This is a genomic window from Pseudomonas sp. F2, assembly GCF_057174385.1.
This window is the reverse complement of the sequence record NZ_CM169904.1, coordinates 1,166,148-1,179,264: the sequence shown is the minus strand read 5'-3', so window position 1 is coordinate 1,179,264 and position 13,117 is coordinate 1,166,148. Positions and strand designations below refer to the sequence as shown.

General features: G+C 60.9%; 11 protein-coding genes. 1 reads left to right on the top strand and 10 read right to left on the bottom strand.

The window, feature by feature from the left end; genetic code table 11:
• Positions 1-141 precede the first annotated feature (141 nt).
• The gene (locus tag AC193Q_RS05185) at positions 142-2,706 is read left to right on the top strand and encodes a hypothetical protein (protein WP_483879259.1); all 2,565 of its coding nucleotides are present in this window, start codon (positions 142-144) and stop codon (positions 2,704-2,706) included.
• 93 nt (positions 2,707-2,799) lie between these two features.
• On the opposite strand, the gene AC193Q_RS05180 is transcribed toward AC193Q_RS05185, so the two are convergent.
• From AC193Q_RS05180 to AC193Q_RS05135, 10 genes are all read right to left on the bottom strand, one after another.
• A complete protein-coding gene (locus tag AC193Q_RS05180) occupies positions 2,800-3,777 on the bottom strand; it encodes a LysR family transcriptional regulator (RefSeq protein WP_483879258.1) in 978 nt (325 codons plus the stop codon).
• 165 nt (positions 3,778-3,942) lie between these two features.
• Entirely contained in the window at positions 3,943-4,890 is a 948-nt protein-coding gene (locus AC193Q_RS05175; protein ID WP_131670337.1) for a peptidylprolyl isomerase, read from the bottom strand.
• Positions 4,887-5,357: a YbjN domain-containing protein gene (locus tag AC193Q_RS05170; RefSeq protein ID WP_047294122.1), complete on the bottom strand. Its 471-nt coding sequence runs from the start codon at positions 5,355-5,357 to the stop codon at positions 4,887-4,889. Before AC193Q_RS05170 ends, AC193Q_RS05175 begins: the two co-directional genes overlap by 4 nt.
• A 21-nt stretch (positions 5,358-5,378) precedes the next feature.
• Positions 5,379-6,008, bottom strand: a complete 630-nt coding sequence (locus AC193Q_RS05165; RefSeq protein ID WP_483879257.1) for a DNA repair protein — start codon at positions 6,006-6,008, stop codon at positions 5,379-5,381.
• 18 nt (positions 6,009-6,026) lie between these two features.
• Positions 6,027-7,724: a putative porin gene (locus AC193Q_RS05160; protein WP_483879256.1), complete on the bottom strand. Its 1,698-nt coding sequence runs from the start codon at positions 7,722-7,724 to the stop codon at positions 6,027-6,029.
• 39 nt (positions 7,725-7,763) lie between these two features.
• Positions 7,764-8,468, bottom strand: coding sequence for an energy transducer TonB family protein (locus AC193Q_RS05155; protein WP_086791030.1), 705 nt, complete (start codon positions 8,466-8,468; stop codon positions 7,764-7,766).
• A 3-nt stretch (positions 8,469-8,471) separates the two neighbouring features.
• A complete protein-coding gene (locus AC193Q_RS05150) occupies positions 8,472-8,897 on the bottom strand; it encodes an ExbD/TolR family protein (RefSeq protein WP_007955109.1) in 426 nt (141 codons plus the stop codon).
• Between the two features lie 11 nt (positions 8,898-8,908).
• Positions 8,909-10,708 carry a DUF2341 domain-containing protein gene (locus tag AC193Q_RS05145; protein WP_483879255.1) on the bottom strand — a complete coding sequence of 600 codons (1,800 nt, stop codon included), beginning with the start codon at positions 10,706-10,708 and terminating at the stop codon, positions 8,909-8,911.
• A gap of 12 nt (positions 10,709-10,720) precedes the next feature.
• A complete protein-coding gene (locus AC193Q_RS05140; RefSeq protein WP_483879254.1) occupies positions 10,721-12,319 on the bottom strand; it encodes a ShlB/FhaC/HecB family hemolysin secretion/activation protein in 1,599 nt (532 codons plus the stop codon).
• A 57-nt stretch (positions 12,320-12,376) separates the two neighbouring features.
• Entirely contained in the window at positions 12,377-12,988 is a 612-nt protein-coding gene (locus AC193Q_RS05135) for a transposase (protein ID WP_080963271.1), read from the bottom strand.
• Positions 12,989-13,117 lie beyond the last annotated feature (129 nt).

Below are 13,117 nucleotides of genomic sequence, written 5' to 3'. Positions count from 1 at the left end.
CCGTTTTCGCGTCTGTAGGAAAACCGTTCTCCGACGACCATTCGTCTTGAAACAGCGCTCACCTGTCAGATCTGACAGGTGACGCTTTCACGTATCCAGCGTTTGATGACGCCTGCATCCCTACCTCGCCGGAGCATCGACATGACTACGCCTACCTCACTACAAAACACCAATCTGGTGCTGGCACCTCCTTTCGTGCAGGGCGCCACTGATTCAGTTATCGGCGCGCGCATCGGTGTCCCGCTTGCCATTTACAATCTGGTGCCCGACGGCCTGGGCGCGAGAGTTCGAATCGATCCGCCACTGGCAGGCACGGTCGATCCGACTGATACCATCGTACTGAAGCTCAAGGGTGAGGTGGCGCCACTGGACAGCAAGCCTGTCGGCAACCCGGACGCCCCGATTGAAATGCGTATTCCAGTGGGGCGACTGCACTCCGACCGAGTCAACGAGCTGTACTACGAAATTTTTCGCAACAGCCAGAACTTCAGCTCTTCCACGCCGATGCTGGAAGCGCTCTTCAACATGATCCGGCCTGGCTTGAAAGACGTCCGCCCCGATATCGTGGGCCATTCCGAACTCGGCATGACGCTGCCTGACGAGATCAAGAATGGCGTCGGGCCAGGGTTTGTCAGCGCACAGGTGTGCTTCACCTATCCCTATTGCCGGGCCTACGACACGATCACACTCAAGTGCAATGGGGAGATCGTCACTTTCGAAGTGGGCGCCAACGACGCACCGCAACCACCTGCCCCCGGCTCGCCGGCACCGACCACCGTGTGTTTTATCGTGGATCGCGCATTCCTCGACAAGGCCATCAGGCCGAGCGGCAAACTGGACTTTTCATTCACCGTGACTGACCAACTCCTCAATACACCCGACCCCGACGCCGTGTGGTCAGCCTCGCAAACCGTCGACGAGGACCTGGATGGCAAACGCTTGCAGGGGGTGATCTATCGTGAGCGCCCGAACGATCCTGGCGATGTGTCCGAGATCATCGACCTGGAGTTACTGGGTACCAATCGACTGCAAGTGATTGTGCTGACCAACGACCCGCGCCTGCTTGCGGGGGATGTAATCGATGGAACCTATACGGCAAGCGCTGAAGGTAAACTCGACGTTGTGGTGCCGTTGAAGGGAGTCGTGGAAGCCGACGAGTTCGGACAGAAAAAGGTCTTGATCCTGTGGGTAGACAATAACAAGGTGATCGCCGGCAGCACAGTGAAGAGCATGTATGCGGTGCTGCGCAATGGCACATCTATCGGCCAATCGGTAGCGGCCATGGCCCGAGTGGTGGGTGAAGGGTTACCGGATCTGCTGCCACCACGTTTTCAGAAATCGCTGGGTGGTGTTCTGGACCCGTTGGATCCCGCTAACCTGAAAGGTGCAAACGGCCAGGTGGAAGTGCTCGGTTTCCGTTCAGGCGATGTCGTAAAACTGATTGGCTCTTGGGCTGGCTCACCGACATTCGATTTCAAACCATTGAATTCCGCAAGCCGGGCCAACTTTCCTTTGGACAGCGCATTTCTCGCGGCGAACATGGGTAAACAGTTGAAGTTACGTTATGTACTGCAACGTAGTGGCAAGCTGTACGACTCGCAAGTACTGGACGCTTCAGTAAAGAGAATTGCGGATCACGATCCGAGACTGCCTGTGCCGACGATTGATGGGAACGACACATCTAACCTGGACGCTACAAAACTGCTTCCGTCCTCCGTGCTTCAGTTGCCGGCGTACGCACATCAAGTGTCGGGACAGAGCGGATGGTTACGCTATGAGGGGGTGGACAGCAAGGGTAATCCGGTCTTCCACGACGACCTGAATGGTGACGCCCTGAGCGCCGGACCGGGACTGGTCCGGCCTGTACCGTTGACTTGGTTGCAAGGGCTCATGGATGGCAGTGTGTTGACCATCCTGTTCAGTTTGAACTATGACGGGGTGGCCAATGCGGGATTGGCGGTGAAGTTTCCGGTTCGCAGTTACACCGTTCAGGCACAGCCTGATGTCGTGGTGGCGTTTCTCAATGCGCCTTACACCGCTACGACGGGCGAACAGGTGACGGGGATTGAACTGCTTGTCACTCAGGCAGGGCTGCCCAGTGCAGGACAGACTGTCACCATCACCTTGCCACAGGGGACGACGTTTGCCGGAGGGGCGGGAACCAAGGACTTCGTGACCGGCGTTGACGGGAAGATAGCGGTTAATGGGGTTAAGGCGGGGAGTGTGGAAGGGGATCATTCAATTACTGCTGTCAGTGGTAGAGCAACGGCCAGCGCGAGGTTGAGCATTCGTGCGGATGAAGGAGAAGTGATCGACCATACGGACTTCACTAATGGTACAAATGGTTGGTCGGTTCGTACCAGAGCTCAGACATTAATGAAGGAAGGCCAAGATGGATTCTTACGATTCGTCTCCGATCCCAATTCCCTCTCAGCCATTACTAAGACATTCAGCTTAACCAAAGGAAAATACCAACTCACAATAACAGCGAGAAGGACTCTTCAAACTTCGAACTTATACTATATTTTCAATAGTACTGACTGGACAATAGCGCCGCTCGGCACATTCTGGAGCGAAGTTAGCAGCGAACTAACCTTAAACGCAGACGTAAATAAATCCGTATCTTGCGGCTTTGCATGGGCCGGTACCTATGGCAATCAGGGCGACATAACCTCTATAAAAATCATAAAACTAAAGACCAATTAACCCGACACATCCAATACAGCAAAAAAAATGAAAAATGGGACAAGGAAAAAGTGGACGGATTTATTTAACTGGATAAATCCGTCTTTTTTACCGTTATTCAAACCACTCCCCACGTTCGCTAAACGTCCGCCGAATCAACTCCACGAGCACCTGTACCTCTTCAACACCCTGCGAGTCACTGTTCACCGCCAACCACGCCTGCAACCGCATCGCCTCCTCAAACAACCCCGGCAACGCCACCAACCCGCGATCAAACCGGCTCATGTACATCGGCAACAAACCAATGCAAGCGCTGCACCGGATCATCTCCAGCATCAGCTCGTAAGACTGCATCTGCACCACCCCGGCCAAGCGCTGTTCGACGAGATTGTTCCACGGCCGGAAGCTATCGATCTGCCGGTCATGCTGCCATTGCACCAGCATGAAATCGGCAAGATCATCCGGGCTCCCTGGCCGTGCGGTCACGCGGGAATAGCGTTTGGCAATGTGCGGCTGGTATTCCAGTTGCGCGAGGCGTTGCGGTTCGCTGGTGGCGAAGGTCGGGCCGGGGTACGGGATTTCACCATGGGCGAGCCACAGCACGATGTCGGCGCTGACGGCGCGCAGAGCCAGTTCGCTGTCGAGGGCGATGATCTCGAGGCGCACGCTGGCGTTGCGGCGCAGCAGTGCGATGAGGTCGCGGCCGAGGATGTCATGCAGGATAGATTCGGCGACCGCCAGCCTGATCAGGGGTTGCTCGATCACCGGCAATTTGCGTTCGTGAGCCAGCGCGATCAGTTGCGCCTGCAATTGCTGGCCTTCGCGGGTCAGGCTCAAAGCGCTGCCCTGAAAGCTGAACAGCGCGCATTGCAGTTGTTGTTCGAGCTGCGCCAGTTGTTTGCGCAGCAGGGTCGAGCGCACGTTGAGGCTGCGGGCGGCCTGCATGAAGCAGCCGCAACGGGCGCTGACCAGAAAGTATTGCGCGACCTCGGCATCGATGCTCGCGACTTGCGCCAGCCAAGGCTCGCGCTCGTCCTGTGCCCAGCGATAGTCGGGGCTACCCTGTCGTCCTGCGGGTTCGGTGAATGACATCGATGACTCCCTGTCGATCTTTGTTGTTGATGCTTCCGGCGCGGTATGGAACGTCTGAACCTGTGAAGATCCTGTGGGAGCTGGCTTGCCAGCGATGGGGGACTCACATCCAGCCCCTGTGTTGCCTGACACTCCGCCATCGCTGGCAAGCCAGCTCCCACAGGGTTATTGGTGGGTTTCGAGGACCTTGTTCAGCTCGGCCCCGTCGATACTCAGCGTTGCGGTATTGAGCATCCCGTCCAGATACGCCTGGGCAATCTGCTCCTGCCGTTGCGCCCGCAAGGCCTGGGTCAGTTGATCGCGCAATTCATCCAGAGTCGCGGTACGCGCCGGTTGCTGTTCAGTGAGTTTGATCACATGGAAACCGGCTGCGCTCTGCACCGGGTCGGACACCGCGCCGACCTTCAACTTCGCCACCACGCCCCGCACCTCCGGCACCAGTTGCTGCAACGGTTGCAGCCCGCTGTCGCCGCCGCGTTCGGCGGTCAGCCGATCCTGCGAGTACTGAGTCGCCAGCGCGGCAAAATCCCCCGGCGTGCCCTGGGCTTTCTTGCTCAGCTCGGCCGCCTGTTTGCGCACGGCGTCCAGGCTCTGGGCATCCGGCACTGCGAGGAAAATCTGGCTGACCCGATACAACGGCGGCGTCATCCAGTTGGCTTTGCCGGCGTCGTACGCCTGTTGCAACTCGGCCGTACTCGGGTAGTCCGCCGGCACGGTGCTGACCGAGCGCAAATAATCGCGAAAGACGATCTGCTCGCTGGCCGCGCGGGTTTGCCGCACCACGTCCGGACGCTGCGCCCAACCCTGAGCGTCGGCCTGCTCGAGCACGGCTTTCTCCGCCAGACGGGTACGAATCCAGCGCTCCAGTGCTTCACGGTTGCCGCGCAGTTGCTCGGCACTTGCCGGTGGCAATGTCGCCAGCAACGCCTGCAACTCCTGCGGCGTCACCTGCTGATTGCCCAGTCGCGCCACGGCCGGCCCCGCAGCAACCGCCGCCAACGGCGACGATTGCTGGGCGGCAACCGGGTCAGTACCCGGTCGCAGCACCAGCGCCACGGCTACCACCAACAGCGCCACTGCCCCGGCGCCGATCACCATGGCAGGCTTTTTCACAGCGCGACTTCCTCTTGCTCAGTGGTAGCGACTTTGGCTGTCGAGGCTTGCGCGGCCTGGGTGAAATCACGCAGGTAGACGATGAATTCCTGCAGCAAACGGTCCCACAGCTCCAGGCTGCCACGCAGGTGATCGTTGCTCACACCCGCCGCGACCACCACGTCCATTTCCATCACCAGAAACTCGCCCTGCAACGACAACCGGGCAAAACGCCGGGTGGCGTTCCACTGCTCGGCCACACCTTGTGGCAACTCACCTTGCACCCGCAGCGCACAGCTGAAGGTGAAATCGACATAGCTGCCCTGCTCCACCGCCGGGTTGCCGAAACGCACGGCATAACCGATGCCCTGACTGGCGCTGAGCAACTGCACGATGCCGTTCTGTTCCGTCTGGTTGACGCGATAACCGGCCGCTTGCAGGACTTCGGTCAGGGATTGCGGGGATACATGGCTGATCAATTGAGTCATGACTTCTTCCTTGTTTGTTAATCAATGCGCGAGCGCAGCTTGCGGCGCGTCGAATTGAGTCTTGTAGAGCTCGTCACCGAACCCCTGCGCCAGTTCATCGAACTTGACCCGGGCGCTGCCCGCGAAGGGCTGGCGGATCTTCATCACCTCGGCCACATCAATGTTTTCGTAGGCGCTGAGGATCTGCTTGGCGACGCCGTACATCTGCTGATTCTTGACTGAACATTGCTGCACTTGTGTGTCACGTTCAGCCAATTGCGCTTGAAGCTTAGACCGTTCTGCCTCTTTGGCACGGGCCATGACCAGCAACTCGTCGTAGGCCTTCTTGAACTTGCCGACCTGTTCGCTACTGGCGGCGACTTGCGCTTGGGCCTGGTTGTGCAGGTTCTGCTGCTGGCCGGCCAACTGCTCGGCCAGGCCTTTAGCCTTGGCCAGTTCAGCGGTCAATTGCTTGATCTGCGCCTGCGCGGCCTTGGCCTCATTCTGCGCCGCCAGTTGCGCGGCGCTGGCCTGGGCCTGCTGGCTCTGCAGGGCCTGCAATTGCTGGGTGGTGCTGCGCAACTGGGTGCGCAGACGCTCCTCCATGCCTTCGGCGTGCGCGCCTTGCGCGATGAAAAAACTCAGCCCCAACCATAAAACTCGTGCGTGCATGACCGTACTCCCGGCGCCTTAGAAGCGCGTGTTGATCTCAAGCTGCAAGACGTCGATGTCGAACGGCGCACCGTACACGGCCTCGGTACTCATCCAGCGGCCGGTGGCGTAGACATTCTTCGCCAGACCGTAGTTGCCGCCGAGGATATAGCCCTTGGCGTTGGTGCCGCCGAGGTGGAACGACGAGTCGTTGAAGCCATCAGGCAAGGCGTCCGGCTGGATGTACTTGTAGCCGGCGAACAGGTTCCAGTCGCCCTGCTTCTTCAGGTCCAGCGCGTTGCCGAGGGTGAACTGGACCATCCACGCATTGGCGCCGCTTTCGATCTCGCCGTTGCTGTTGAGGTTGTTGACGATCTGCCCCTCGGAACGCTTACGCATGTCGCCTTCGTCGTAACCGAGGTTGTGGATGTAGTTGCCCTGGCTGCGCAATTTGAAGTCTTGTGGCAAATCGGCGTCCCACACCAGGTTCAGGTCGAGCAGGTTGAATTCCGACGCCAGGCCGACGAATTGCGGCTGCGGCGTGGTGGTTGGATTGGCCGGGTTCGGCGTGATGTCACGCAGCAGGAACACGCTGTTACCCTTCTGCATGAACGCCGCCCGAGTGCCGTCGGTGTCGCAGCCCGGCGCACCGGCCCACGGTGCGCAGGGGCTGGAACGCTGCCCCTGAATGTCGTCGAAACGGTAGTAGGCCAACGCGCCCTTGAGGCGGTTGTTGCTGTTGATTGCCCACTTGGCGCCGAGCTGCGCGCCGTACAGCCACTTGTTGTCGCTTTCTTCCTTGTCAAAGCCATTGCTGGTGCTGGTGTCGTTGGTGTAATCCACCGGGAACGCCCCGACGGTGCCGAACACGCCCCAGTCGCGGTTGAGCGTGTGATCGAAAATCGCCGCCACGCCGTCGAAGTTGAGGTCGTTGGAATAGAGCATGTCGGTGGACATGAACGGGTTGGCGAAACGCCCGCCGGTCAGGGTCAGCTCATCGGTCGGCTTCCAGTTCAGATAGCCCTGATCGAGCCAGATATCCTTTTTCGAGAAGCCGCCGCCGAGGTTCTGCGTGGTCGATACCGGGTTGTTGTCCGAACCGGTGCCGATGCGGATGCCGGCGGTCCATTCTGGCGAGATCACCGCTTTCATGCCCAGCCGCGCGCGCAGCCGGAACAGGTTTTCGCGATCTTCGCGGGTGTTGAGCAACGGCGGCAGGTTGGTGCTGCTGTTGGGGTTCACGTCGTACGGGCCGTTGTTGTTGAGTTTGGCGAAGTCGACGATTTCGTTGCTGTTGCTGCCCGAGTAGTAGCGCGATTCGTCACGCAGACGAATGTCGCCGTCGAAGCTGATGCGCGATGCCCAGTCCGGGAAGGTATTGGGCGCGGCCCAGTTTTCCTGCTTGGCGGTGGCCATGACTTCGGCCTTGACCTGATCGCGGATCTGGTCGCGCACTGCCGCTGGCACGTACTGCACGCGCACATCGCCCGGAGCGGCCACCGGACCGGCTGCGACCGCTGTCGAAGCCGCTGCCTGTTTGGCCTGAGCGGCTTCGTTCTGCGCCTGCGCGATCAACGCGTCGGCCTTGTCTTGTTTCAGAATGCCCTGCTCGACCAGCAAGCGGATCAGATTGATCGTGGCGTTCTCCGAAGGCGCAGGCGCTGCCGCGGCCTGACCGACCAGGGTCGCGATGACCATGCCGACCGCCAGGGACAATCGATTCACGTTGGAAATCATCTGCACACAACTCCTTTTCATACAGCTTTATGAATTCGGTTAACCCGGACGCCGCCCTTGCAGGGACAGGCGCACAGGCAAGGTGATGGAGGCCGGTGGCCGTTCGCTCAGATGCGGCGCGTTACGCAATGCGGCCAGCACCTGAGTGTCGATCTCGGGCTTGCCGCTGGACTTGACCAGCTCGACCCGGGTGATTTCGCCGACGCTGCTCAGCCACACATCGGCCTGCAACGAAAACGCGAGGTTGCGCAGGTCCGGGTTCTCGCGCAGCAAACGCTGGAAGGTGAACGCCAGGAACTGGCTGTAGGTGCCGGTGCCCAAGCGTCCGCCACCGGCTCCGGCCATGCCGCCGCCCTTGCCGGCGCCGATGTTGAAAGCGTCATTGCCGCTCTGGGCGTCGCCGTCGATTTGCATCGGGTTGGCCAGATCGTCCGCCGGTGATGGCGGCGCCTCCTCCTCGGGCTTGACCTCTTGCGGCTCGGGCGTGGGTTCGGGCTCGACGACTTTTTCTTCCACCGGGGTTTCCGGTTCCGGCGGTTTTTCCGGAGGTGGCGGTGGTGGTGGCGGCAACGGAATGATCGTCGGCACCTTCGGCGCTTCACGGCGGATGCCGCTCATGTCATTGGCCCACTGCCACAGGAACCACGCGGCGAGCGCGCCGAGCAGCAGCCCGGCGCCCCACTTCAGGTAACGCAACGGCGAGCGCTTCACCGGCAGCGGCTCAATCGGAAGTTGTGCGGTCATCACTCAACCCTGCGTCGGTTTGCCGGTCACCAGACCGACCTGAGACAGTTCGAGCCGGCGCAGCAGATCCAGCACTTCAATGACCTTCTGGTACTGCACCGTGGCGTCGCCGCGCACGATCACCGGGAAGTCCGGGTTCTGCGCTTTCTCGATGCGCAGGCGCTCTTCCAACTCCGGCAGGGTCACCGGGTAGGCATCGAGGAACACCTGACCGCCATCATTGACCGAAATCGCCTTGGTCTTGGCCTCCGACAGCGACACCGCGGCGCTGGCCTTGGGCAGGTTGATCTGGATCCCGGAGACCTGCGCGGTGGCAGTGAGGATGAACATCACCAGCACCACCATCAGCACGTCCACCAGTGGCGTGATGTTGATGCTGTCCACCGCTGCATCTTCGTCATCGTCGTGGGAGGCATTTACGGACGCCATGGCAATGCTCCTCAGGCCGGTACGGAGTGGTTGGCGTGATGGCCGCGCTGATGCGCCGCTTCACTGGACTGACCTTCACCGTGCATCTCCGCCAGACGGGTAATGAACTCGTCGACGAACACGCGCATGTCGGCGCTGACTTCCTTGTTACGGGTGATCAGGCGGTTGTAGCCAAACAGCGCCGGGATCGCGACAAACAGGCCCATCGCCGTGGCGAGCAACGCCGCCGCCATGCCCGGCGCGATGGCGTTGATGTTGACGTCGCCGGCCATGGCGGTGCCGAGGAACACCACCATGATCCCCAGCACGGTGCCGAGCAGGCCGATGTACGGGCCGCCAGCAATGGCGTTGGACAGGGTCGAGAGTTTCGAACTGAGCGCCTGGTTCTCGCGGGTACGTACGCCGTCCATCGAGCAGCGAATGGCTTCGATGGTCGCTGCGGACACCGAAGAGGTGTCGGCGCCCTGCTCGCGGCGAGTACGGATTTCCTTGACCGCCACCGAGTACAGACGCCACAGCGGCGAGTGCTGCAGACGCTGGGCCAGTTGCGCGTCGTCGGCGAACATCTCCAGACGGGTACCGACCTTGGCGAACTGCTCGCGGAAATCCTCGTTGGCCTTGCTCACGCGGCTGAGGGTGCGGTTCTTGCGCAGCATGATGATCCACGACTGAAACATCATCAGCACCAGCACGGCGATGATCACCCAGGCGTCGACCGGCACCGCGTTGAGCAGGAAACCGAGGCTGCCGAAGCCGAAACCGGACTGTTCTTCGTCGACGCCGTAGGTCACCAGTTTCGACTCGGCACCTTGCGCGGTGGCATCGGCCAGCAGCAACGGCGCCGGGCGGGCAACTTTGGAAAGGCGCAGTTCGTCGATAGCCCCTACAAATGGCTGGTACGGGCCAGCGGCCAGATCACCGCCAACCGCCATCACTGAATTGAACGCCGGCATCGCTTGCGCGAGGGTCGCACCCTCACGACCGTTGATGTACAGGCTGACTTTCGAACCTTCCGCGGTCAGCGCAACATGCTGCCATTGCCCTGGATTCAGCGGCTGAGTGGCCACGGCGCGCTGGCCGTCTATCTCCACAAACGGCACGCCTTGATTGACCCCGACCAGCAGACTGTTGGCGCCTTCGCGACGGGCCAGAATCAGTTGCTCGCCATTGGCCTGATCCAGCCGCAGCCAGGCACTGAAGGTGAACGCACTGCCAGCGCTGTGCTGCAACGACGGACTGGCCGGCAGCAACAACGGCTGGCCGCTGAACTGCAAGGCGCGCCCGACCACGCCGTCAATCGCCGCGCCGGTGGCGCTTTGTGCGGTGTTGCCGTAGGCGGTGGTGTCTTTGGCCGGAGTGCTGGTGGCGCCGTCGAAGTGATACAGCGCGGTGTAATTCGGATCGAAGGTCAGCTGGCCGTTGCCAGTGGCCGGGGCCTTCTGGTTGCCGTAATACATCCAGATGTCCTGACGCTGGCCGCCCTCGACATTCGGCACATCGACCCAGATCAGCGCCATGCCCATCAGCGCGTCGAAGCTTTCGATCTGGTGATTGAGCACGGTCTTGTCATCGGCGGCGACGAAGCGCAAATCCGCGCCGTCTTCCTTGACCCCGTCGAAGGTGAAATTGCCGGTGTGCAGGCGCACCAGCAGCGCGGTGCGGCCCAGGGCCTGATTGATCCCGGCGCCCTGCGGCGTGGTGTCGACGGCGATCTGTTTGCGGTAATGCCAGTCGTCCTGCCACCAGGCCTGCGCCGTGGCCGGGAGCACGAAGCCCAGGCAGATCAACAACGAAAGAATGAGGCGCTGCATGAACGTGCTCCTTTAGAACGTGGCTTGAAGGTTGAAGTGCAGGCGCGATGCCTGCTTCGAGGTGTTCGGCCCTTCGAGTAGCGGGTAGCCCCAGTCGAGGCTGCCGGACAGCCATTTGCTGAGGCTGGCGCGGGTACCGAGGCCGACGCTGGCCAAGGCGTAACTGGCGTCCTGGTCCGGTAACTCGTCGCGCAGGTACAGTTGCGCGCCTTCGGCAAAGGCGTAGAAGCGCCATTCCTGCATCCAGTTGCCGGCGTATTTCGCCAGCGACGGCGTGCGCAGTTCCTGACTGAGCAGCACGCCGTCATCCCCGGTGCGTTCAGCGGCCAGATAGCCGCGCACCGAAGTGGCGCCGCCGGCGGAGAATTGTTCGTTGGAGACCAGTGGCCCCGACGCCAATTGGAACGCGCCTTTGCTCGCGCTTTGCCAATCGTTGTCGAAGGTCCAGGTGAAGGTGCTGTCGCCCTTGACCACCGCGAAACTCGGGTTGGCGCGGTAGCGTTTGTAGTCGAAGTCTTCGTCGGAACTGCCGTAGCCGAAGATGCTGCGGGTGGCCGCCACCAGGCTCAAACCGAGGCCGAGCTGACTCTTTTCGGTGTAACGGAAGCCGTTGTAGGCGAAGGTGAACGGCGCGTATTTCAACGGCACCTTGTCGCTCTCGCCGGACAGGGTCAGGCGCTCGTCGAAATCCTTGAAGTCGATGCCGGCCGACAGCGAGTTCGACCAGTTGCCGCTGGACGGCAACGTGTAGATCGCCGACACGCCATAGGAATGGCCCTTGCCCAACACGTTGCTGCCGCCGAGGGTGGCGACATTGCTGTCGGACTGGTAACCGGAGAACTGCACGCTCCAGCGCTCGGTCAGCGGCGCGCTGTAGGACGCCGACCAGACCTTGGCGTTGTCGGTGTCCTGCGGCGCGGTGAAGTACGTCAGGTTGATGCTGTGGCCAAGCTGCCAGAGGTTGTTGTAGCCAAGGCTGGTCACGGCGCGGAGCTTTTCGGTGTCGGCGCTGTAGTCGTTGTTGAGGCCGACGCTGGCGCTCCACGGGTTCTGGTCTTCGACCTGCAAGTCGACGTCCATGGTCCCCGGGCGTTGACCTTCGCGCACCAGCGGCATGACCTGGCGCCCCGGGGTTTTATTGAGCTGCGCCAGTTCACCCTGGACCTTGGCGAAGTCCGGCACTTCGCCCTCTTTCAGCGCCGGGACGTTGTCGCGGATGTCCAGCGGCGAATAGTGTTTGGCGCCGACCACCCGCACCCGGCCGACCTTGGTTTCGCTGACTTGCAGGTAGACGATACCGTCAGCCACTGCTTGCTCCGGCAACTCGACGAACACCGATTGATAGCCACGCTCCTGATAAGCCTTTTGCAGGGCATCGCGGGCGCCTTCGATGTCAGTCATGGCTTTCTGCGGGCCGAGAAACGGGTACACCGCCTCTTCGATCGCCCGCGCGTCGAGCACGGTGTTGCCGCGCACGAAGTATTCGTTGACGTCCACCAGACGCTGCGGCGCGGCATTTTCGGCAGCCTCTTCGGCGAATGCCGGTTGCGCGCCGACCGTCACCAGCAGCCAGCCCCACAGCGCCAGCCGTGACGTGAAAATCTGATCCACACTACCCCCTGAATTCGCGATGACCTGTTGGCGCTGTCGCGCGCCTTGTGAATTGCGTCAGTTGCTGACTGTCGAGGCACCGCTGTGCTTGCCGAGCCAGGTGTGCAGCAGCGCGAAGTTCAAGGAGAACTCAGGCATTTGCAGCAAGGCACCGCAGAACACTTCGCCAATGATTTTTTGAATGAGCAGCACCGCACGCGGCTCGTTGAGCAGCGTGGCGATGTCGCGACTGAGGACGTTGAAGCTCCAGACTTTCTGGTTCAGGCCAAGACCGACGAACCAGCGGAACAGCAGGTTGTAATTGAGCTGTTCATACAGTTGCTGCTCGCTGGGCACCGAATACAGCAGTTGCAGGAGCAGGATGTGCATGACCGTTTGCGCGGGAATCAGCATGCCGGGCTCGGCATTGAGGTCATGCAGCAGGTCTTGGTGGGCCGCAAACAAGTCGTCGATCTGCGGGCGCAGCAACACCAGCGAATGGCCTGGCGGAATGTAGCTGGAGACCTCTTTCAAGGCGCCCTGCCAGTCATCCTGCGACACGATCCAGACCCACGGCGCACCGTAGCGATACACCGACACCGGCTTCTTGCGCGCCGCTTCGACGATCTTCGACAGGCGCTGATCGAGTTCCTGCATGCCCACTTTCGAGTAGCGTTCCATAGTCCCCATTGCCTCACTCCCGGCGTCCCGCCTCGGCTTGTGAAAAGCGCCCCGTTGGGCCCCTCAAGCGCGTTACATAGGCATGACCGGACTGGCTATGTGCTACCGAACTTTTGTCATGAAAGCTTCATGCTGGAA

Excerpts from the sequence above, each read along its gene's own strand:
- AC193Q_RS05135 (WP_080963271.1), bottom strand. The coding sequence starts at position 12,988 with ATGGGGACTATGGAACGCTACTCGAAAGTGGGCATGCAGGAACTCGAT.
- AC193Q_RS05160 (WP_483879256.1), bottom strand. The coding sequence starts at position 7,724 with ATGATTTCCAACGTGAATCGATTGTCCCTGGCGGTCGGCATGGTCATC.
- AC193Q_RS05155 (WP_086791030.1), bottom strand. The coding sequence starts at position 8,468 with ATGACCGCACAACTTCCGATTGAGCCGCTGCCGGTGAAGCGCTCGCCG.
- AC193Q_RS05185 (WP_483879259.1), top strand. The coding sequence starts at position 142 with ATGACTACGCCTACCTCACTACAAAACACCAATCTGGTGCTGGCACCT.
- AC193Q_RS05180 (WP_483879258.1), bottom strand. The coding sequence starts at position 3,777 with ATGTCATTCACCGAACCCGCAGGACGACAGGGTAGCCCCGACTATCGC.
- AC193Q_RS05165 (WP_483879257.1), bottom strand. The coding sequence starts at position 6,008 with ATGCACGCACGAGTTTTATGGTTGGGGCTGAGTTTTTTCATCGCGCAA.
- AC193Q_RS05170 (WP_047294122.1), bottom strand. The coding sequence starts at position 5,357 with ATGACTCAATTGATCAGCCATGTATCCCCGCAATCCCTGACCGAAGTC.
- AC193Q_RS05145 (WP_483879255.1), bottom strand. The coding sequence starts at position 10,708 with ATGCAGCGCCTCATTCTTTCGTTGTTGATCTGCCTGGGCTTCGTGCTC.
- AC193Q_RS05150 (WP_007955109.1), bottom strand. The coding sequence starts at position 8,897 with ATGGCGTCCGTAAATGCCTCCCACGACGATGACGAAGATGCAGCGGTG.